The sequence below is a fragment of the Variovorax sp. V118 genome, from assembly GCF_041154445.1.
In the GTDB taxonomy this organism is placed as follows: domain Bacteria; phylum Pseudomonadota; class Gammaproteobacteria; order Burkholderiales; family Burkholderiaceae_C; genus Variovorax; species Variovorax boronicumulans.
Genome location: NZ_AP028663.1, coordinates 3,241,069 through 3,260,280, shown reverse-complemented (window position 1 = coordinate 3,260,280; position 19,212 = coordinate 3,241,069). Strand labels below are relative to the sequence as shown.

Sequence of the window (19,212 nt, the reverse complement as noted above, 5' to 3'; positions counted from 1 at the left end):
ATACTCCCACCCCCTCCCAACTCGCCAGAATTCCGCTGAATGGACAAGGAAGTCGACCCCTCCGTGCTCGCCGCCATCGATGAGATGCGGCTCTCCGGACCGCGCCTCACGCCGGTCGAAATCGTCGCCAAGATGGGGGTGTTCGACGCACGCGACAAGCCGTTCGAGCACGCCTGGCTCGCCACCGGCGACAACGTCATCGCCACCATCTGGGGCGAGTACGTGAGCGTGGCGGCCGGTGGCCGCTGGTTCTACCTGGAATCGCTCGACGCCCAGCGCCGCCCCGGCGGCGGCGTGCGCAGCGCCCAGCAGGCGCAGCGCGCCAAGGACCGCCTGGCCCTGCTCAAGCGCACCTTCGACGCCGGCCAGGGCTTCCGCGCCGTGCTGCAGACCAACCGCGTCGCCATCGCCGAGCTCGAGAGCAACAAGAGCGCCAAGGTGTCGACCCGCGTGCGCGACGACGCCGAATGGCACGTCGCGAGCTGGGAACCCGAACAACAGCTCGCCGTGCTGGTGCGCGGTGCGCGCGGCTGGGAGCCCACCGAGGCCGACATCACGGCCGCGAAGGCCCGTGGCGGCGTCGCGGCGGATGACGACGCCGATGCGGCCCCGGCCGGCCCGACCACGACCGACGCCGTGCAGGCCGCCGCCATGGCCTACGTCATGGGCCACTTCAAGGGCTACGGCTACAACGCGGAAGACGTGACGAGCAAGGCGCTGGGCTACGACATCGAGGTGTCGAACGCCAAGGGCGCGATGCTGCTCAAGGTGGTCGTGAAGGGCACCGCCCCGGCGCTGCCGACCTTCGCGCTCACGCCCGAGGAAAGCCTGTGCGCCGTGCGCGAGCCGCTGTGGCGCCTGCTGGTGGTGGCCGACGCGGGCAGCGCGACGGCGGCGCACAAGATCTACAAGCCGACCGAAGTGGACCAGGCGCCGGGCTTCCAGCGCAAGGCCTGACCGGCCTCCCTGGCAACGCCGCGGCTGCACCAATGCGCCGCGGGCGTTTCCAAATTCTTACAACTGAGCCCCCGGAAACCCGTCGTTTCCAACGGTAAAGTTCCGCCGTCCGGCGCGAACAGTTCGTGCCTTCGCCCCCTCTGTTCGCCCCCTTCATGTCCAACCTCATCGTGCACGGCGGTACGCCCCTTCGCGGCCGCATCATTCCCTCCGCCAACAAGAACGCGGTGCTGCCGGTGCTGTGCGCCACCTTGCTCACCGGCGAACCGCTGCGGCTGCACGGGGTGCCCGACATTACCGACGTGCGCAAGATCCTCGACATCTTCCGCACGCTGGGCAGCGAGGTCCGCATGGACCACGAGAGCGGCACGCTCGAGCTGCACCACCGCGCCACCACCTTCGATGCGGCGCTCCACCGCCTGCCCGAGGAAATGCGCTCGTCGATCATGCTGGTGCCGCCGCTCCTGGCGCGCTTCGGCGTGGCGCGGCTGGAAGACAACGTCAAGGGCTGCACGCTGGGCGTGCGCGAGATCGATCCGCACGTGGAGGTGTTCCAGCGCTTCGGCGGCCAGGTGGAGCGCACCGAGGGCTCGCTGCTGGTGTATGCGTCCGGCCGGCTCACGCCCACCGACCACTGGCTCGACTACGCCTCGGTGACGACCACCGAGAACTTCGTGCTGTGCGCGGCCGCCGCGGACGGCACCTCGACGCTCACCAACGCGGCCTCGGAGCCGCACGTGCAGGAGTTCTGCCGCTTCATGGCCATGATCGGCGTGCGCATCGAGGGCATGGGCACCTCGCGGCTCACGGTGCATGGCGGCGGCACGCTGGGCGGCGGCGAGTTCCGCTTCGACGAAGACTTCCACGAGATCACCACCTTCCTGGCGCTGGGCGCGATCACCGGTGGCGACGTCGTGGTGCGCAACAGCGCGCCCGGCAACTTTCCGCTGATCGACCGCACGTTTGCCAAGTTCGGCGTGCAGATCGAGCATGCCGACGGCTGGTCGCGCGCCATCCGCAGCGGCCCGCTGAAGGTGCAGACGCCGTTCACGAGCAACGTGCTCACCAAGGTGGAGGCCGCGCCGTGGCCGTACTTCCCGGTCGACCTGCTGCCGATCTTCATTGCGCTGGGCGTGCGCGCGCAGGGCAACGCGATGTTCTGGAACAAGGTGTACGACGGTGCGCTGGGCTGGACCGGCGAGCTGTCGAAGTTCGGCGCGCACGTGTTCTCGTCCGACCCGCACCGTCTCATCACCTTCGGCGGCCACGCGCTCACGCCGGCGGTGGTCGAGAGCCCCTACATCATCCGCGTGGCGATCGCGCTGTTCATGGTGGCCGCGAGCATCGAGGGCAAGTCCGAGATCCGCAACGCCACGCCGATCCGGCGCGCGCACCCGCGCTTCGTGGAAAACCTGCGCAGCCTGGGCGTGCAGGTGGAGTGGACCAGCGAGGAGTGACCTCGTCGTGATCGTTTCCGTCTCGAACAAGGCCAAGTGGCTGCTGATGCAGCTCGGGCAGCTGGTGCTGATGGTCGGCCTGACCTCGCTGGTGTTCAACTACGCCTACCGCTTCCTGGTCGACCGCACGATCAACACGCCGCTGTTCTACGCGGTGACGCTGCTGCTGGCGCTCGTCGTCATCGTCGCGGTGCGGCGCGACTACCTCTTCGTGTCTCGCTACGAGTTCACGCCCGAGGCCATCGTGGTGCGCACGGCACTCGGTGCTTCCAAGCGCTTCGAGATGCAGGCGTTCAAGTTCGTGCCCAGCCTGCACAAGACGATCAACCTGCCGGAGCCGAAGGCCTCGCTGTCCTTCGATGTGCAGAACCGCAAGACGGGCCGCCGTGCCCGCAACTACACCTGGACCGGCTTTGCGGTGGAGGACTTCCGCGCGGTGTGCCGCCTGTACGGCTACCAGGACGACACCGATTTCAAGCTGAAGGACTTCGGCAAGGCGCGCTGAGCTGGCGGGCGGCTGCGCCCGCGATGACCCCGCAGCCACAGCGCCCACCGGCTTCGCCGGAGAATGCCGTCATTCGACACACGGACACAGGAGCGCACCCCGAATGACGACGTTGCAACAGATCCTCGGCACCGAGCTTCCCTTGATCCAGGCGCCGATGGCCGGCGCGCAGGGCAGTGCGATGGCGATCGCGGTGTGCAACGAAGGCGGCCTGGGGTCGCTGCCTGGCGCGATGCTCAGCCCCGATGCGATGCGCAGCGAACTCGCCGCGATCCGCGCCGGCACCGACAAGCCCTACAACGTCAACTTCTTCTGCCACACGCCGCCGGTGCCGAGCGCCGAGCGCGAAGCCGTGTGGCGCGGCGCGCTCGCGCCGTACTACGCCGAGTTCGGCATCGACCCGGCCGCCATTCCGAACGGGCCGGGGCGCAACCCCTTCAGCGCCGAGGTGGCCGACCTGCTGGCCGAGTTCAAGCCGCCGGTGGTGAGCTTCCATTTCGGGCTGCCGTCCGAGGCGCTGCTGGCGCAGGTGCGAGGCTGGGGCGCGAAGGTGCTGGCTTCGGCCACCACGGTGGAGGAGGCGCTGTGGCTCGAAGCAAAGGGCGTCGACGCGGTCATCGCACAGGGGCTCGAGGCCGGCGGGCACCGCGGCCACTTCCTGTCGCACGACCTGACGAAGCAGCTCGGCACCTTCGCGTTGCTGCCGCAGCTGGTGCACGCGCTGAAGGTGCCGGTGATCGCGGCCGGCGGCATCGCGGATGCCGATGGCGTGGCCGCGGCCATGGCGCTGGGCGCGGCCGGCGTGCAGGTCGGCACGGCCTACCTGCTGACGCCCGAGGCCTCGACCAGCGCGCTGCACCGCGCGGCGCTGAAGAGCGAGGCCGCGCGCCACACGGCGCTCACCAACCTGTTCACCGGCCGGCCCGCACGCGGCATCGTCAACCGCGTGATGCGCGAGCTGGGGTCCATCGGCCCGGCGCCGGAATTTCCGCTCGCCACCTCGGGCATCGCGCCGCTGCGCGCCAAGGCCGAGGCGCAGGGCAGCGGCGATTTTTCTCCGCTGTGGTCGGGGCAGAACGCCACCGGCTGCCGCGAGGTGTCCTCGGCCGAGGTCACGCGGGCGCTGGCCAAGGGCTTTCGCTGAGCCGCGCCGTCCGTCCTTCTCTTTTCGAAACCCTTCCGACCCATGACATCGCTCCATCTGCCCCTGCAGTTCCTGCACCACCCCGCACCCTCGGGCGGCCCTGAACCCTGGCTGCTCGTGCTGATGCACGGCGTGGGCAGCAACGAGCAGGACCTGTTCGGCTTGGCGCGCATGATGCCGCCGCAGTTCCACGTGCTGAGCCTGCGCGCGCCGTATGTGCTGTCGCCCGGTTCCTACGCGTGGTTCGAGTTCCAGGTGCTGGCCGACGGTGGGCGCCGCATCGACGAAGAGCAGGAGCGCGAAAGCCGCTTCCTCGTCGGCGAGATGGTCACGTCGGCGTCGCAGCAGCTGGGCATTCCGCCCGAGCGCGTGGTGGTCGGCGGCTTCAGCCAGGGCGGGATCATGTCGCTGTCGCTGCTGCTCACGCAGCCCGAGAAGCTGCGCGCCGCGCTGGTGTGGCACAGCCGGCTGCTGCCCGAGGTGGTGCCGCACATCGCGCCGCCCGAGGCCTTCGCGGGCAAGGCGCTGTGGGTGAGTCACGGCAGCGCCGACAACGTGATTCCGCCGAGCGCCGCACAGGCCACGCGCGAACTGGCGCGCGGCCTGCCGCTGGCGCTGTCGGGCTCGGACTTCCCGGGCGCGCACGAGATCCGCCCGGCCGAGCTGCAGGGCACGCTGGCGTGGCTGCAGGCGCTCAGCGCGCCGACAACCGCGCTGTGACCATCGCTTCCATCTCGGCGACCCACGCGTCGTCGATGGTGTCGGGCTGCACCAGCAGCCGGTAGCGGCGCCCGCCCCAGGCAGCGGTCAGCAGCGCCTGCACGGTGGCGGGCGAGGGCGGCGGCTGCAGGTCGAGGCAGGCGGCGAAGGCCTGCGTCCAGCGCGCCAGCAGCTCGTCGTACACGCGCCGGTGGTGCTTGGGCTCGGCCACGCGGTGCTCGAGCATCAGCATCTCGTGGTCGAAGGCGGGCAAGCCGTCGGTGCGCGTGTCGCAGGTGAGGCGCACGAGGCGCTTGATGCGCTCATGCCAGTCGATGTCTGAAGGCGCGATCACGTCCGCGTCGAGCCGCGCCAGCAGCGCCTCGACGCAGTGGCGCACATAGCCCGAGAGCAGCGCTTCCTTGTCGGGAAAGTAGTCGTAGAAGGTGCCGACGGCGATGCCGGTTTCGAGCGCCACGGCGCGCGTGGTCACGCCCTCCCAGCCCTGCGTGCGCCAAATCCGAACAAAGGCGTCGTAGATGGCCTGCACGGTGAACTTGCCGCGCGCCTGCGTGGGGCGTTTCAGGGGCTTGGAGCGGGGTGCGGCGGGCATGGACCGGGTTTCCGAACCCGCGGCGAAGCGGGCCGTCCTACAGTTTGCGAATGAACAACGCATTCACTTTAACCCGCCTCGAAACGCGCAAGAACGCACTCGGGACCACCCGCATCGTCACTTCGGAAGACGCCGGCAGCCTGCAGCCGGGCGAGGTGCTGATGCAGATCGAGCGCTTCTCGCTCACCACCAACAACATCACCTACGCGGCCTTCGGCGATGCGGTGATGAAGTACTGGCAGTTCTTTCCCACCGGCGACGCCGACTGGGGCCACATGCCGGCCTGGGGCTTTGCCGACGTGGTGGCGTCGAACGTCGAAGGCGTGGCGGTGGGCGAGCGCTTCTACGGCTACTTTCCCATCGCGAGCCACCTGCGCATGCAGCCGGTGCGCGTGACGCCGCGCGGCTTCTACGACGGCGCGGAGCACCGCAGCGAACTGGTGTCGGCCTACAACCAGTACATGCGCTGCAGCCACGACGCGGGCTACGTCGCCGCGCTGGAGGACTACCAGATGCTGGTGCGCCCGCTGTTCATCACCTCGTTCATGCTGGCTGACTTCCTCGAAGACAACGCCTTCTTCGGCGCGAAACAGGTGGTGGTGTCGAGCGCATCGAGCAAGACGGCGTTCGGCACGGCCTTCTGCCTCGGTCGCCGCGAAGGCCTGCAGCTGATCGGCGCCACGTCGGAAGGCAACCGCGCCTTCGTCGAGGCGCTGGGCTGCTACGACCGCACGGTGGCCTACGGCGAGATCGCGACGCTCGCGGCCGACGTGCCCACGCTCTACGTCGACTTCGCGGGCCACGACGCGCTGCGCGCCACCGTGCACCACCACTTCGGCGAATCGCTGGTGTACGACTGCTATGCGGGTTCGGCGCAGAAGACCGAGTTTCTCGGCGACACCAGCGCGCTGCCCGGCCCCACGCCCAAGCTCTACTTCGCGCCCGTGCAGATCCGCAAGCGCAATGCCGACTGGGGCCCGCAGGAGGTCAACCGCCGCTTCAACGACGCGCAGGGCCGCTTCATCGCCGAGCTGAGCCGCCCGGGCAACCGCTGGATGACGCTCGCGCAAGGCCGTGGCTTCGCGCATGCGCAGGCCGTGATCGCCGACCTGCACGCAGGCCGCGTCGATCCGCGCGAGGCGCATGTGGTGCGCATCGGCGGCGAATGAGAGGCTGATCGACTGAACTTCGGTGCGGGTGGGGCGTCACAGGGGGTTACGAGAACGTGGCGATCGTGCGGGCCGTGCAGGCCATCCTGGTGCACCATTGCCTTTCGTCTCCCCGCTGCCAGCCCGCAAAAGGAAACCGCCCATGTCCGACGCCGACTCCCCCCGCGACACCCCTGAATTCCGACCCCGCAAGGAAGCGCCGATGGGCACCATCGTCGGCCTGGCGCTGGTCGTGCTGGTGGCGGCTTATTTCGGCTGGCGCTGGTACCAGCAGCAGCAACTGGCGCCGTTGCCGACCGCGCCCGTGGCCATCGCCCCGAACGACGCGCCCCCCGAGCCGCCCAAGGCCGAAGAGCCGAAGGGCCCGCAGAACCCGGTCGAGGCGCTGGCCCCGCCCGATGCCGCGCTGCCCGCGCTGGCCAGTTCCGATGCGCGCGTGATGAAGGCGCTCACCGAGCTGCTGGGCGGCAAGGCCGTGGCGGCCTACCTGCAGTCCGACGGCGTGGTGCGGCGCTTCGTCGCCACCGTCGACAACCTGCCGCGCGAGCAGGCGCCCGCCAGCAAGTGGCCCGTGCAGCCCGCGCCGCAGCGCTTCATCACCGAGGGGCCGCAGCAGGGCGGCGTGCAGACCATCGCGGCGAACAACGCGGCGCGCTACAACGGCATCGTGATGCTGGCCGGGGCTGTCGATCCGGCCAAGGCGGCGGCGGTGTATGCGCGGCTGTACCCGCTGTTCCAGCAGGCGTACGAAGAGCTGGGCTATCCGGGCCGCTATTTCAATGACCGCTTCATCGCCGTGATCGACCACCTGCTGCAGGCGCCCGAGCCCACGGGGCCGGTGCAGGTGAAGCTGGTCGAGGTGAAGGGTGACATTCCTTCGCAGCGGCCCTGGGTGCGCTACGAGTACGCCGATCCGAAGCTCGAATCGCTCTCGGCCGGCCAGAAGATCCTGGTGCGCATGGGCCCCGAGAACGAGCGCAAGATGAAGGCCAGCCTGCGCGGGCTGCGCGCGCAGATCGCCACCGGCGAGATCGCGAAGAAGAAGCAGCCCTGAGGCGCGATGCACTGACAGCGCCCCGCCTGCACGCCCTGTAGGCGCGGGCCGATTGCATGCGGCGCGAAGGGTCGAGATGATTTGCGCCTACGACTTCGAGGGCAAGCCATGAACCTGATGAGCGTCGATCTTTACCAGAGCACCACCGACCCCGGGAAATTCCTGGCGCTTCCCGCCGGCACCGACCCGACCGAACTCATGGGCCCGATGACCTTCGATCGGGACTACGCGCACATCAAGCGCTACCAGGCGGCCTTCGCCTTCGATCCGTCCGAAACCTACGCGGGCGTGAACGCCGCGAAGATCGCCGCGGACCTGCTCACCGTGAAGTGGGCGATGTACCGCCGCGAAGGCTGAATGGCGGGCGGCCTGCGCCGCCGCGCCTTCATCAGGCCTCTTCGGTTTCCTGGTACTCGCCCACCGGCACGCAGCTGCAGAACAGGTTGCGGTCGCCGTAGACGTTGTCGACGCGCCCGATCGGCGGCCAGTACTTGGCCTGCTTGAGTTCGGCCAGCGGGAACGCGCCGAGTTCGCGCGAGTACGGGTGGCTCCACTCCGTGCCGAGCAGGCTGGCGGCGGTGTGCGGCGCGTGCTTGAGCGGGTTGTCGTCCTTCGACCAGACGCCTTCTTCCACGCGGCGGATCTCGCCGCGGATGGCGATCATCGCGTCGACGAAACGGTCGAGCTCGGCCAGCGGTTCGCTTTCGGTGGGCTCCACCATCAGCGTGCCGGGCACGGGGAAGCTCAGCGTGGGCGCGTGGAAGCCGTAGTCGATCAGGCGCTTGGCCACGTCTTCCGCGGTGACGCCGCTGGTGTCCTTGAGCGGGCGCAGGTCCAGGATGCACTCGTGCGCGACGTGGCCGTTGGGGCTCGCGTACAGCGTGGGGTAGTGGTCCTTCAGGCGGGCGCTGATGTAGTTGGCGCTGAGGATGGCCGTTTCGGTCGCGGCCTGCAGGCCCTTGGCGCCCATCATGCGGCAGTACATCCAGCTGATCGGCAGTACGGCCGCGTTGCCCAGCGGCGCGGCCGACACGGCGCCCACGCCGTTCGAGGGCACGCCGGCCGTGGCATGGCCCGGCAGGTAGGGCACGAGGTCTTCGACCACGCAGACCGGGCCGACGCCCGGGCCGCCACCGCCGTGCGGGATGCAGAAGGTCTTGTGCAGGTTCAGGTGGCTCACGTCGCCGCCGAACTCGCCCGGCGCGGCCACGCCGACCAGCGCGTTCATGTTGGCGCCGTCCACGTACACGCGGCCGCCGTGCTCATGCACGAGCTCGCACAGTTCCTTCACGCGTGTCTCGAACACGCCGTGCGTGCTGGGGTAGGTGATCATCACGGCGGCCAGGTGGGCGCTGTGCTTTTCGCAGGCGCGCTTGAGGTCGTCCATGTCGACGTTGCCTTGCGCGTCGCAGGCCGTCACCACCACCTGCAGGCCCACCATCTGGGCGCTGGCCGGGTTGGTGCCGTGCGCCGAGGAGGGAATCAGGCAGATGTTGCGGTGGCCCTGGCCCTTGGCTTCATGGAAGGACTTGATGGCCAGCAGGCCCGCGTACTCGCCCTGCGAACCCGCGTTGGGTTGCAGGCTGATGCCCGCGTAGCCGGTGGCCTCGCACAGCCAGGCGCGCAGCTGCGCGTCGAGCTGGGCGTAGCCCTGCAGCTGGTCGGCGGGCGCGAAGGGGTGGATGTTCGCGAACTCGGGCCAGGTGATGGGGATCATCTCGCTGGTCGCGTTGAGCTTCATGGTGCAGCTGCCCAGCGGGATCATGCTGCGGTCGAGCGCGAGGTCCTTGTCCGACAGGCTGCGGATGTAGCGCAGCATCGCGGTCTCGCTCTTGTGGGTGTTGAACACCGGGTGCGTGAGGAAGGCGCTGGTGCGGCGCAGGTCCTCGGGAATCAGCGGCGTGGTGTTGGCGGCCAGCTCGTCGAAGCGCGGCATCGCGGTGCCGGCGGGCACGAACAGCGCCCACAGGGTTTCGATGTCGGCGCGCGTGGTGGTTTCGTCCAGCGAGATGCCCAGGTGCTGCTGCAGGCGCTGGCGCAGGTTGACGCCGCCGGCTTGCGCGCGCTCGATGATCGCGGCCGTGTCGTCGCCGGTGCGGATCGTCAGCGAATCGAAGGCGGTGGTGTTCACCGGCTCGCGGCCCATCTGCGACAGGCCCTTGGCGAGGATGGCAGTGAGCACGGCCACGCGCTGTGCGATGCGCGTGAGGCCGTCGGGGCCGTGGTACACGGCGTACATGCTGGCGACCACGGCCGGCAGCACCTGTGCGGTGCAGATGTTCGAGGTGGCCTTCTCGCGGCGGATGTGCTGCTCGCGCGTCTGCAGCGCGAGGCGGTAGGCGGGCTGGCCGTGCGTGTCGACGCTCACGCCGACGAGGCGGCCGGGCAGCGAGCGCTTGAACGAATCGCGGCAGGCCAGGTAGGCGGCGTGCGGGCCGCCGTTGCACAGCGGCATGCCCAAGCGCTGCGTGGTGCCGCAGACGATGTCGGCATCGAACTCGCCGGGGGCGACCAGCAGCGTCAGCGCCAGCAGGTCGGCCGCGACGATGAAGGCGGCGTCGCACTGGTGCGCGTGCCCTGCGAGCGGGCGCAGGTCGTGCACGTGGCCGGTGGTGGCGGGGTACTGCGCGAGCACGCCGAAGAACTCGCCGCTCACCATCAGGTGCGGCAGCGTTTCCGACACGGTGCTCACCTTCACCTCGATGCCCAGCGGCGCGGCGCGGGTCTTGATGACCTCGATGGTCTGCGGATGGCAGTCGCCCGACACCAGGAAGACGTTGCTCTTGCTCTTCACGCTGCGCTTGGCGAGCGTCATGGCCTCGGCGGCGGCCGTGGCTTCATCGAGCATCGAGGCGTTGGCGATGGCCATGCCCGTGAGGTCGCACACCATCGTCTGGAAGTTGAGCAGGGCTTCCATGCGGCCCTGCGAGATCTCGGCCTGGTAGGGCGTGTAGGCGGTGTACCAGGCGGGGTTCTCCAGGATGTTGCGCAGGATCACGCCCGGCGTGTGGGTGCCGTAGTAGCCCTGGCCGATGAAGCTCTTGAACACCTTGTTCTTCGACGCCAGCGTCTTCAGCTCGGCCAGCGCGTCGGCCTCGGTGACCGGCGCGGGCAGGCGCATCGGCCGGGCGCGGCGGATGGCCGCGGGCACGATGCCGTCGATGAGCTCCGCGCGCGTTTCCGAGCCGATCACCGGCAGCATGCGCGCCTCGTCCGCCGCATCGATGCCGATGTGGCGGGCGAGGAATTCTTCGGCGTTCTCTAGTTCTTGCAAAGAGGGAAGGGCGGGAATCGGCATGGCGGTGAAGGCTCGGGGAGAAGGAACGAAGGTGCGAGGAAGCTGCTGTTCAGCGGATCAGGATTCGGCGGCGAACTTGTCGTAGCTGGCGGCGTCGAGCAGGGCGTCGAGCTGCGCGGGTTCGCTCAGCTTGACCTTGAAGAACCAGCCGGCGGCCAGCGGGTCGCTGTTGGCCAGCGACGGGTCGGCGCGCAGCGCTTCGTTCACTTCGGTGATCTCGCCCGACACGGGCATGAACACATCGGCGGCGGCCTTCACCGACTCGACCACACCGGCGACCTCGCCCTGCGCGAAGGTCTTGCCCACTTCAGGCAGGTCGACGAACACCACGTCGCCCAGCGCGTCTTGCGCATGCACGGTGATGCCGACGGTAGCGGCGCCGCCTTCGGCCGCCACCCATTCGTGGTCCTTGGTGTATTTGATGCTCATGAAAAAACTCCTCGTGGAAAAAATGGAATCGGGGTGCAGAGCCTAGCCGGGTCTGCGGTGTTCAGTGTCGGTCAGCCGCGGTAGTAGCGCGTCGGCACGAAAGGCAGGGTCGAGACCTCCATCGGCACCGGCTTGCCGCGCACGATGGCCTGCACGCGCGTGCCGGGCTCGGCGAAGGCGGCGGCCACGTAGCCCATGGCCACGCAGCGGTCGGCCGTGGGACCGAGCAGGCCGCTGGTGACGGCGCCGATGTCGTGGCCTTCGAGCGACTGCAGCAGCGTGCCGTCGCGCACCGGAATGCGTTCGAGCGCCACGAGGCCGACGCGCTTGCGCGTGAGCGTCTTGTGGTCGGTGTGCCCGGCCGCGCCCGAGGCGACGGCGGTCAGCTGGGCCAGCACCTTTGCCGCGCCCGGGAAGCCGCCTTCGCGCGCACCGCCGGCGCGGCGCACCTTCTGGATCGCCCAGTTGAGCGAGGCTTCAACCGGGGTCGTGGTGGTGTCGATGTCGTTGCCGTACAGGCACAGGCCGGCTTCGAGCCGCAGCGAGTTGCGCGCGCCCAGGCCGACGGGCTTCACCTCGGGCTGCGCGAGCAGCAGGCGGGCGAGGGCGTCGGCATCCTTGGCGGCCACCGAGATCTCGAAGCCGTCTTCGCCGGTGTAGCCGCTGCGGGTGACGAAGGCCGCGATGCCGCCGATCTGCACCGCGCCGCCGGTCATGAACACGAAGCGCTCGATGCCGGGCGACAGGCGCGCCAGCGTGGCGGCGGCCTGCGGACCCTGCAGCGCCAGCAGCGCGTGGTCGGGCAGGGGCTGCACCTGGCAGCGCGCGCCGATCCTGGCCTGGATGTGGGCGATGTCGGCCACCTTGCAGGCGCCGTTCACGATCACGAAGAGCGAGCCATTGCCTTCGTTGAAGAACATCAGGTCGTCGAGGATGCCGCCCTCGTCGTTCAGCAGCAGGCCGTAGCGCTGCTTGCCGGCGGGCAGGTCGACCACGTCGACGGGCATCAGGGTTTCGAAGGCGGCGGCGGCATCGGGGCCGACCAGGCGCAGCTGGCCCATGTGCGAGATGTCGAACAGGCCGGCCGCATCGCGCGTGTGCTTGTGCTCGGCCATGAGGCCGGCGGGGTACTGCACGGGCATGGAATAGCCGGCGAAGGGCACCATGCGGGCGCCGAGCTCCACGTGCAGGTCGTACAGCGGGGTCTTGAGAAGTTGGGCGTCAGAAGCGGAGGAAGCGGCCACGGGGCACTCCAAAGGGGCAGTCGAAATCCATGGCTGCAACGCCACGGGCCACCCCTGCTGTCCGCTTTACCTGAGAGATTCGCCCCACGATCGGGGTTTGCTCCTTCGGTGGGCCGCATGCAATGCCACGGCCTCTCTCCAGCAAGGAAACGCCGGTGGTTGCCGGCGTCTTGTCAGTCCTTTTGCCTGAGCGTTCGGGGAACCCCTGCGCCTTCGGCGGCCCCGTCGCGCGGGGCTCTCTCCTGACCCGGCGAGTGTAGTGGATCGCGGGGCCGGGGCTGGCGGCTCAGTGCACGGTTTCGGCCGGAGGCAGCAGCTTGTCGATGCGCTCGCGCAGCGAGTCGGCGCGCTCGGGGCCGGCGGCCTTCTCGATCTCGGAGAGCATCAGCGCGGCGATGGTCAGCATGGCCTCGCGGTCGCGGGCCTCGCGCAGGGCGTCGCGCATCTGGTTGGCGAAGCGCGGGTCGCGGCGCACGAACATGCGCTCGCAGATGTCGAACAGGAACATGCGCGTGGTGGCCAGCGAGCGCTTGCCGTCGAAGCTGTCGGCCGAGGTGGCGACCTGGATCGGCTCGGCGGCGGGGACGGGCGTGGGGGCCGGTGCGGGAGGCGGCGCGACCGGGCGCGCGACCTGCAGGTAGCCGCGCTGCATCAGCCCCTGGATCGCCTGTTCGGCCTCGACGCGGTTGGGGAACAGCGGGCTGAAGTCGGTCAGCGAGCGCCGGCCGTCGGCCATGAGCAGCAGGGCGCGCTCACGCTGGCTGAGCGTGCGCTGCCCGGCCTGGAGTTCGTCGCGTGCCTTCTCGGTCTTGGTGGGGAACATGGCGGCCACAGCTTTCGGAGGTCGAAGGCTGCAGCATCGTTGCAAGTGGTGACATCTTCGTGAACCATTTGCCTTACAGGGACAAGGCGGGGCGCGTCAGTTGCCCGCGCTCTCCTTGCGGATCAGCCAGCGCGTGCCCACGCGCTGCAGCTCGAGCGTCTTGCGGTCGGTCTCGGTGAGCGCGTCGGCGCTGTAGACCTGCCGGAACTGCGCGTTGGCCGAGGTGCCCTGGACGCTGATCACCAGCCCCTCGATGCCCACGCTGATACGCGACTTGCCCGTGATGCGGGCGCGCCGGTCGGCCTCCCAGCGCTCGCGGGTCTGGCCGCGCGCGGGGGTGAAGTCGGTTGCGTAGGCGGCGAGGTAGCGCTCCACGTCGCGCGCGGACCAGGCGGCGGCCCAGGCGCGCACGGCGCTTTCCACTTCGGCGAGGTGGGTGACGGGATTGGTGGGGTTGGCGGGGGCGGCTGCTGCTGGTGCAACGGCTGCAACGGGCGCAACGGGTGCGGTGGCCGGCGTGGCCGCGATACCGGCGGTGGCCAGCAAGCCGGCAGCGACAAGGCTGCTGCCCTGGGCGACGATTCGGTGCATGGCGTCCTTCTCTTTCCTTCTTCTTGTCTGTCAGGCTCGACGTCGAAGCTTGCGTCGATTCTGGCAGTGAAAGAGCAGGCGTGCGGCGTGGAATCGCCCACGGATTTCGGTGGTTCGTGGTTCGGGCGTGTGCACAGGACACCGGGTACTTCCCTCCGCGAATGTCCCCCGCCTTCGGCTCCTCCTTGATTTCGCTGCGGGAAGCACCCAGTGCCCTGTGCACCGGGAGCGCTGGGCAGGGCTCAGGCCGCGGCGGCCTCGCCCGCCATCACCTGAATCGTGCGGTTGCGCAGCCGCAAGGCCAGCACGGTTGCGACGCACAGCACGCACAACACCACCGTGAGCGTCACGCCGAGTCCGCGCGCATCCGACAGCAGGCCGAACAGCGGCGACACCAGCCCGCCGACCGAGAGCGCGAGACCGAGCGTGATGCCGCTGGCGGTGGCCGGGTTGCGCGGCAGGTAGTCCTGCGCGAGCGTCACCTGCGCGGCGAAGGGCAGGAACATGCTCATGCCGAGCCACGCCGTGCAGGCCAGCGCCGCGCCGGGCGTGGAGGCGAGCACGAGGCCCGCCATGGCCGGCAGCGCGAGCAGGTAGCCGCAGCGGATCGTGCCCATGCGCCCGATGCGGTCGCCGAGCCAGCCGCCGGCCAGCGTGCCCACGGCCCCTGCGGCGGTGAAGGCGGTGAGTGCCGCGGCGCCCTGGAAGGTACTGCCGTGCAGGTCGCGCGTGATGCGCAGCGAGAGCATCGACAGCACCGTGACGTACGGGATCGACCAGCCCACGATGGTCACCACCAGCAGGCTGAAGGCGCGCCAGTCGTTGTGCGGTTTCAGCACCTGGGCGCGGGCCTGCGCTGCGCGCGCCGCCGTGGCCGCGTGGTGGGCGGCCGCGCTGCGCCGCGCGTTGGCCGCGACCCACACCACGCCCATCGCCACCGCGGGAATGCCCAGCAGATAGCTGCGCGACAGGCTGCCGCCGCCGACCACCGTGGCCGCCAGCACGGGCGCGAACGAGGCGCCGATGGTGCCGCCCACCGAGAACACGCTCATCGCCTTCTGCGAGGCGCCCCCGGCCGCGCGCGCGGCCACGGTGGCGGGCGGGTGGTAGGCCGCGATGCCCAGCCCGCACAGCGCGACCGCGATCCAGGTCAGCAGGTAGCTCTGGCTCAGGCCCGCCAGCACCACGCCCAGTGCCGCCACCAGGAACCCCACGGGCACCAGCCAGGCGCGCGGGTGGCGGTCGGCGTACAGGCCGAACAGCGGCTGCACCACGCTCGACAGCCCGGTGGCCGCCAGCATCAGGCCGCTCACGGCCGTGTAGCTGTAGCCGCGCTCCAGCACCATGAAGGGCAGCAGCGCGGGCACAAGGCCCTGGTAGAGGTCGTTGACGGCATGGGTGCCGGTGAGCAGCCCGAGTCGGCGCGTGTTCATGCGATGGCTTCTTTCCTGGATGTCCGGTTGGAGAAAAAGAGGGAGAAAAGCCATCGTAGGAAGACACGGAAAGATGTTCTCGCTACGAATGTGCAAACATCGTCGTGAAATGGACAAACTGAATCTGCGCCCCGACGAGGGCGAATCGACCCCGCGCGCCGTGGCCGTGCTGGCCACCGATCCGGCGGGCGACGCCTTCATTCCGCCGCATGCGCACCGGCGCGGCCAGCTCATCCACGCGATCTCGGGCGTGATGATGGTCGGCGCCGCGGCCGGCAGCTGGGTGGTGCCGCCAGGGCGCGGCGTCTGGGTGCCGCCGGGCATGACGCACCAGATCCGCATGGCGGGCGAGGTGAAGATGCGCACCGTCTTCGTCGAGCCCGGCACGCGCGCCGACCTGGGGGCCGAGTGCCGCGTGATCCATGTGGGGGCGCTGTTGCGCGAGCTGATCGTGGCGGCCGTGTCGCTGCCGCTGGACTACCCGCCAGGCGGGCGCGACGAGCGCGTGATGGAGCTGATCCTCGACGAGATCGAGGCCGCGCCCGCGTTGTCGCTGCATGTGCCGATGCCGCGACACGCGCGCCTGGCCGCGCTGTGCGAGGCGCTGATCCGCGACCCCGCGCAGCCCGCCACGCTCGACGGCTGGGCCGCGCGGCTGCACATGAACGCGCGCACGCTGGCGCGGTTGTTCGAACGCGAGACCGGCATGACCTTCGGTGCGTGGTGCCGGCAGGCGCGGCTGCTGCTGAGCCTGCCGCGGCTGGCCGCGGGCGCGTCGATCCTGGAGGTGGCGCTGGCGCACGGCTACGAGAGCCCGAGCGCCTTCACCGCGATGTTCCGCCGCACGCTCGGCGTGCCGCCGAGCCAGTACCTGCACCCGCCGGCCTGAGGCGGGTGCAGGCGTGGGCCTGCGCCGCTACTTGAACCCGAGTGCGCGCGGCAGCCAGGTGCTGAGCATCGGCACGAAGGTCAGCAGCATCAGCACCGCGCCGTGCGCCCACAGGAAGGGCACCAGTTCCTTCACCAGCGCCGACATCGGCACCTTCGACACGTTGCAGGTGACGAACAGCAGCCCGCCCACCGGCGGCGTGATCATGCCCAGCGTGAGGTTGAAGATCACGATCATCGCGAAGTGCACCGGGTCGACGCCCAGCTTGATGGCCACGGGCGCAAGGATCGGCGCCAGCACCATCACGCCCGGCAGCGGCTCGATGAAGATGCCGAACAGGAGCAGGAACACGTTGACGATGATCAGGAACATCCACGGCGAGAGGTTCATGCTGATGAGCCATTCGGCCATCTGCTGCGGAATGCCCTCGATGGTCAGCACCCACGCGAACGAGGCCGACAGTCCGATGATGATCAGCACCGACGCCGACAGCAGCGCCGAGCGCGACAGGATGTCGGGCAGCATCTTCCACTCGAGCGTGCGGTAGATGAACTTGCCGCACACCAGCGCGTAGAACACCGCCACCACCGAAGCCTCGGTGGGCGTGAACCAGCCGGCGCGCATGCCGCCCAGGATCACCACCGGCAGCAGGATGGCGGGAATCGCCTTCCAGGTCGTGATGAGAATTTCGCGCAGCGGCGGCGTCTGGCCGTCGCCCTTGTAGTTGCGCTTCTTCGAGACGTAGAAGTTCACCACGCACATCGCCACCGCGATCAGGATGCCCGGCACGATGCCGGCCACGAACAGCTGGCCGACCGACACGGTCTCGTCCTGCAGCGCGTAGATGATCATGATGATCGAGGGCGGAATGATCGGCCCCACGATGGCCGTGGAGGCCGTCAGCGCTGCCGCGTACGAGCGGTCGTAGCCGGCCTTGTCCATCATCTTGATGAGCATCGAGCCGGGGCCGGCCGCATCGGCCAGCGCCGAGCCCGAGATGCCCGAGAAGAAGGTCAGCGACACCACGTTGGTGTAGCCCAGCCCGCCGCGCCGGTGGCCGACGAACTGGCCCGCGAAGCGCAGCAGCACCTCGGTGAGCGAGCCGCCGCTCATGAGCTCGGCGGCCAGGATGAAGAAGGGCACGGCCATCAGCGGAAAGCTGTCGATGCCGGTGAAGGTTTCCTTCAGCAGCACCATCAGCGGGTAGCTTTCCGCGAGGATCAGGGTGGCGGCCGTGGCCAGGCCGAGCGCGAAGGCCACGGGCACGCCGATGGCCAGGAACACGCAGGCGGAGACGATCAGGACAATGCTGGCATCCATGGTCTTCTCCTTACAGCGAGGCCGACGCGTTGGCGTCGAAATGCGCGTCCGACGCGAACTCGCGGTTCAGCACGTAGCCGCGCACCACCAGCAGCCAGTGCACGATCAGCAGCACGCCGCCGATCAGCATCGCGCTGTAGATGTAGGCAAACGGAATCTGCGTCACGGCGGTGAGCTGGAACATCGTGCGCTCCATGTAGAGCCAGCCGTACCAGACCATGAAGCCGAAGAAGGCGAACAGCAGCCCGGCCACCACGATGCGCACCGCCACGGCCGCGGGCCGGGGCAGGGCGTCCTGCAGGTTCTCGACCGCGATGTGGCCGCCGTAGCGCAGCACGGGCCCGGCGCCCAGGAAGGTGAGCCAGATCATCATGTGGCGCGACACCTCTTCGGCCCATTCGATCGACTGGTTCGTGGTGTAGCGCAGCACGACGTTGGTGAAGATGATGACGGACATGGCCGCCAGCAGGAGGATCAGCGCCCACCGGTTGGCGGCGAGAAAGTAGCGCTCGAAAGCTTGCACGTTGTGGTTCTCTGTGGTGTCGGAAATGCGAAGCGCCCGGCACACTGAGGCGGGCCGGGCGCGGTCGGGGCGGAGCAGTCTTACTTGACGTCCGTGATCTTCTTGATGTTGTCGGCGCCGAATTCCTTGGCGTAGCCCACGTAGGCCGGCTTCAGGGCTTCGCGGAAGGCCGCGCCGTCGACGGTGCGCGTGACCTTCATGCCGTCTTTCTCAAGCTGGGCGATGCCGTTGTTCTCGTCGTCGTTGACCTTCTTGCGCTGCGCGATCGAGGCCTTCTTCGCCGCTTCGGTGAACACCTTCTTGTCGGCGTCCGAGAGCTTGTTCCACACCTTGGGCGACAGCAGCAGCAGCGCCGGCGAGTAGACGTGGCCGGTGAGCGACAGGTGCTTTTGCACCTGCGAGAACTTCGAGGACAGGATCACCGGAATCGGGTTTTCCTGGCCGTCGACCGTGCCTTGCTGCAGCGCGCCGAACAGTTCCGGGAAGGCCATCGGCGTGGGCAGGATGCCGAAGGTGCGGTAGCCGTCCATGTGCACCTTGTTTTCCATGGTGCGCATCTTCAGGCCGGCCGCGTCGGTGGGCTTGACGATGTCGCGCTTGCTGTTCGTCATGTGGCGAAAGCCGTTTTCCGTCCAGGCCAGCGCGATGATGCCCTTGCTCGGGAACTTGGTCAGGATGTCCTGGCCGATGGGGCCGTCCATGACCTTGCGGGCGTGGTCGTAGTCGCGGAACAGGAAGGGGATGTCGACGATCTTGACCTCGGGCACGAAGTTGCCCACGGGGCCGGTCGAGGTGTTCAGCAGGTCCTGCGTGCCGAGCTGGATCGCTTCGATCTGCTCGCGCTCGCCGCCCAGCGCCGAGTTGGCGAAGTGCTGGCACTTGAAGCGGTTCTGGGTGTTCTTCTCGACCTCTTCGCAGAACACGGTGGAGCCCACGCCGTAATGCGATTCCTTGGACGTCGCATAGCCGATCTTGAGAACGGTGGGTTGCTGCGCGAAGGCGGCGGTGCCCAGGGCGAGCGAAAGGCAGGCGGCGGCGATGTGGCCGAATTTCATGGTGTCTCC

General features: G+C 69.1%; 19 protein-coding genes and 2 riboswitches. Of the genes, 9 read left to right on the top strand and 10 right to left on the bottom strand.

Features of this window, described 5'->3' with window-relative positions; genetic code table 11:
• Positions 1-39 precede the first annotated feature (39 nt).
• From ACAM52_RS15140 to ACAM52_RS15120, 5 genes are all read left to right on the top strand, one after another.
• Complete coding sequence (locus ACAM52_RS15140; protein ID WP_307636944.1) at positions 40-957, top strand: DUF3883 domain-containing protein; 918 nt, start codon at positions 40-42, stop codon at positions 955-957.
• Between the two features lie 155 nt (positions 958-1,112).
• Complete coding sequence (locus tag ACAM52_RS15135) at positions 1,113-2,414, top strand: UDP-N-acetylglucosamine 1-carboxyvinyltransferase (RefSeq protein WP_369647506.1); 1,302 nt, start codon at positions 1,113-1,115, stop codon at positions 2,412-2,414.
• Between the two features lie 7 nt (positions 2,415-2,421).
• Complete coding sequence (locus ACAM52_RS15130; protein WP_307636946.1) at positions 2,422-2,919, top strand: hypothetical protein; 498 nt, start codon at positions 2,422-2,424, stop codon at positions 2,917-2,919.
• Positions 2,920-3,022: 103 nt separating this feature from the next.
• On the top strand, positions 3,023-4,063 hold the full coding sequence (locus ACAM52_RS15125; RefSeq protein WP_369647505.1) for an NAD(P)H-dependent flavin oxidoreductase: 1,041 nt from the start codon (positions 3,023-3,025) through the stop codon (positions 4,061-4,063).
• A gap of 42 nt (positions 4,064-4,105) precedes the next feature.
• The gene (locus tag ACAM52_RS15120; protein ID WP_369647504.1) at positions 4,106-4,783 is read left to right on the top strand and encodes an alpha/beta hydrolase; all 678 of its coding nucleotides are present in this window, start codon (positions 4,106-4,108) and stop codon (positions 4,781-4,783) included.
• Here the strand turns inward: ACAM52_RS15120 and ACAM52_RS15115 are convergent.
• Positions 4,758-5,375, bottom strand: a complete 618-nt coding sequence (locus ACAM52_RS15115; RefSeq protein ID WP_369647503.1) for a TetR/AcrR family transcriptional regulator — start codon at positions 5,373-5,375, stop codon at positions 4,758-4,760. The two genes, ACAM52_RS15120 and ACAM52_RS15115, sit on opposite strands and share 26 nt — an antisense overlap.
• Positions 5,376-5,425: 50 nt before the next feature.
• Between ACAM52_RS15115 and ACAM52_RS15110 the strand changes: the two genes are divergently transcribed.
• The 3 genes from ACAM52_RS15110 (at position 5,426) to ACAM52_RS15100 (ending at position 7,955) form a co-directional block, all read left to right on the top strand.
• Positions 5,426-6,544 carry a DUF2855 family protein gene (locus ACAM52_RS15110; RefSeq protein WP_369647502.1) on the top strand — a complete coding sequence of 373 codons (1,119 nt, stop codon included), beginning with the start codon at positions 5,426-5,428 and terminating at the stop codon, positions 6,542-6,544.
• A gap of 142 nt (positions 6,545-6,686) precedes the next feature.
• Positions 6,687-7,598 carry a DUF3014 domain-containing protein gene (locus tag ACAM52_RS15105; protein WP_369647501.1) on the top strand — a complete coding sequence of 304 codons (912 nt, stop codon included), beginning with the start codon at positions 6,687-6,689 and terminating at the stop codon, positions 7,596-7,598.
• A 108-nt stretch (positions 7,599-7,706) separates the two neighbouring features.
• A complete protein-coding gene (locus ACAM52_RS15100) occupies positions 7,707-7,955 on the top strand; it encodes a hypothetical protein (RefSeq protein ID WP_062474407.1) in 249 nt (82 codons plus the stop codon).
• Positions 7,956-7,986: 31 nt separating this feature from the next.
• On the opposite strand, the gene gcvP is transcribed toward ACAM52_RS15100, so the two are convergent.
• The 6 genes from gcvP to ACAM52_RS15070 all read right to left on the bottom strand — a co-directional run bounded on the left by gcvP (position 7,987) and on the right by ACAM52_RS15070 (position 15,416).
• The gene (gcvP, locus tag ACAM52_RS15095) at positions 7,987-10,896 is read right to left on the bottom strand and encodes an aminomethyl-transferring glycine dehydrogenase (RefSeq protein WP_354346471.1); all 2,910 of its coding nucleotides are present in this window, start codon (positions 10,894-10,896) and stop codon (positions 7,987-7,989) included.
• A gap of 57 nt (positions 10,897-10,953) precedes the next feature.
• Complete coding sequence (gcvH, locus tag ACAM52_RS15090) at positions 10,954-11,325, bottom strand: glycine cleavage system protein GcvH (RefSeq protein ID WP_062474411.1); 372 nt, start codon at positions 11,323-11,325, stop codon at positions 10,954-10,956.
• A 71-nt stretch (positions 11,326-11,396) separates the two neighbouring features.
• Complete coding sequence (gene gcvT, locus ACAM52_RS15085) at positions 11,397-12,569, bottom strand: glycine cleavage system aminomethyltransferase GcvT (protein WP_354346473.1); 1,173 nt, start codon at positions 12,567-12,569, stop codon at positions 11,397-11,399.
• Positions 12,570-12,616: 47 nt separating this feature from the next.
• Positions 12,617-12,721: riboswitch (glycine riboswitch) on the bottom strand.
• A 16-nt stretch (positions 12,722-12,737) separates the two neighbouring features.
• Positions 12,738-12,824, bottom strand: a riboswitch (glycine riboswitch).
• A 31-nt stretch (positions 12,825-12,855) separates the two neighbouring features.
• On the bottom strand, positions 12,856-13,392 hold the full coding sequence (locus tag ACAM52_RS15080) for a hypothetical protein (RefSeq protein WP_354346475.1): 537 nt from the start codon (positions 13,390-13,392) through the stop codon (positions 12,856-12,858).
• 96 nt (positions 13,393-13,488) lie between these two features.
• A complete protein-coding gene (locus ACAM52_RS15075; protein WP_354346477.1) occupies positions 13,489-13,983 on the bottom strand; it encodes a hypothetical protein in 495 nt (164 codons plus the stop codon).
• Positions 13,984-14,225: 242 nt separating this feature from the next.
• Positions 14,226-15,416 carry an MFS transporter gene (locus ACAM52_RS15070; protein WP_369647500.1) on the bottom strand — a complete coding sequence of 397 codons (1,191 nt, stop codon included), beginning with the start codon at positions 15,414-15,416 and terminating at the stop codon, positions 14,226-14,228.
• 109 nt (positions 15,417-15,525) lie between these two features.
• On the opposite strand from ACAM52_RS15070, the gene ACAM52_RS15065 reads away from it, so the two are divergent.
• A complete protein-coding gene (locus ACAM52_RS15065; RefSeq protein ID WP_062474418.1) occupies positions 15,526-16,305 on the top strand; it encodes a helix-turn-helix transcriptional regulator in 780 nt (259 codons plus the stop codon).
• Positions 16,306-16,332: 27 nt separating this feature from the next.
• On the opposite strand, the gene ACAM52_RS15060 is transcribed toward ACAM52_RS15065, so the two are convergent.
• From ACAM52_RS15060 to ACAM52_RS15050, 3 genes are all read right to left on the bottom strand, one after another.
• A complete protein-coding gene (locus ACAM52_RS15060) occupies positions 16,333-17,625 on the bottom strand; it encodes a TRAP transporter large permease (protein WP_062474420.1) in 1,293 nt (430 codons plus the stop codon).
• Between the two features lie 10 nt (positions 17,626-17,635).
• A complete protein-coding gene (locus ACAM52_RS15055; protein WP_062474469.1) occupies positions 17,636-18,148 on the bottom strand; it encodes a TRAP transporter small permease in 513 nt (170 codons plus the stop codon).
• Between the two features lie 80 nt (positions 18,149-18,228).
• Positions 18,229-19,203, bottom strand: coding sequence for a TRAP transporter substrate-binding protein (locus ACAM52_RS15050; protein WP_062474422.1), 975 nt, complete (start codon positions 19,201-19,203; stop codon positions 18,229-18,231).
• Between the last annotated feature and the right edge of the window lie 9 nt (positions 19,204-19,212).

What these genes read in the sequence shown, in the direction of transcription:
- ACAM52_RS15140 (WP_307636944.1), top strand. Translation starts at nt 40, where the DNA reads ATGGACAAGGAAGTCGACCCCTCCGTGCTCGCCGCCATCGATGAGATG.
- ACAM52_RS15135 (WP_369647506.1), top strand. Translation starts at nt 1,113, where the DNA reads ATGTCCAACCTCATCGTGCACGGCGGTACGCCCCTTCGCGGCCGCATC.
- ACAM52_RS15125 (WP_369647505.1), top strand. Translation starts at nt 3,023, where the DNA reads ATGACGACGTTGCAACAGATCCTCGGCACCGAGCTTCCCTTGATCCAG.
- ACAM52_RS15120 (WP_369647504.1), top strand. Translation starts at nt 4,106, where the DNA reads ATGACATCGCTCCATCTGCCCCTGCAGTTCCTGCACCACCCCGCACCC.
- ACAM52_RS15115 (WP_369647503.1), bottom strand. Translation starts at nt 5,375, where the DNA reads ATGCCCGCCGCACCCCGCTCCAAGCCCCTGAAACGCCCCACGCAGGCG.
- ACAM52_RS15110 (WP_369647502.1), top strand. Translation starts at nt 5,426, where the DNA reads ATGAACAACGCATTCACTTTAACCCGCCTCGAAACGCGCAAGAACGCA.
- ACAM52_RS15105 (WP_369647501.1), top strand. Translation starts at nt 6,687, where the DNA reads ATGTCCGACGCCGACTCCCCCCGCGACACCCCTGAATTCCGACCCCGC.
- ACAM52_RS15100 (WP_062474407.1), top strand. Translation starts at nt 7,707, where the DNA reads ATGAACCTGATGAGCGTCGATCTTTACCAGAGCACCACCGACCCCGGG.
- gcvP (WP_354346471.1), bottom strand. Translation starts at nt 10,896, where the DNA reads ATGCCGATTCCCGCCCTTCCCTCTTTGCAAGAACTAGAGAACGCCGAA.
- gcvH (WP_062474411.1), bottom strand. Translation starts at nt 11,325, where the DNA reads ATGAGCATCAAATACACCAAGGACCACGAATGGGTGGCGGCCGAAGGC.
- ACAM52_RS15080 (WP_354346475.1), bottom strand. Translation starts at nt 13,392, where the DNA reads ATGTTCCCCACCAAGACCGAGAAGGCACGCGACGAACTCCAGGCCGGG.
- ACAM52_RS15075 (WP_354346477.1), bottom strand. Translation starts at nt 13,983, where the DNA reads ATGCACCGAATCGTCGCCCAGGGCAGCAGCCTTGTCGCTGCCGGCTTG.
- ACAM52_RS15070 (WP_369647500.1), bottom strand. Translation starts at nt 15,416, where the DNA reads ATGAACACGCGCCGACTCGGGCTGCTCACCGGCACCCATGCCGTCAAC.
- ACAM52_RS15065 (WP_062474418.1), top strand. Translation starts at nt 15,526, where the DNA reads ATGGACAAACTGAATCTGCGCCCCGACGAGGGCGAATCGACCCCGCGC.
- ACAM52_RS15060 (WP_062474420.1), bottom strand. Translation starts at nt 17,625, where the DNA reads ATGGATGCCAGCATTGTCCTGATCGTCTCCGCCTGCGTGTTCCTGGCC.
- ACAM52_RS15050 (WP_062474422.1), bottom strand. Translation starts at nt 19,203, where the DNA reads ATGAAATTCGGCCACATCGCCGCCGCCTGCCTTTCGCTCGCCCTGGGC.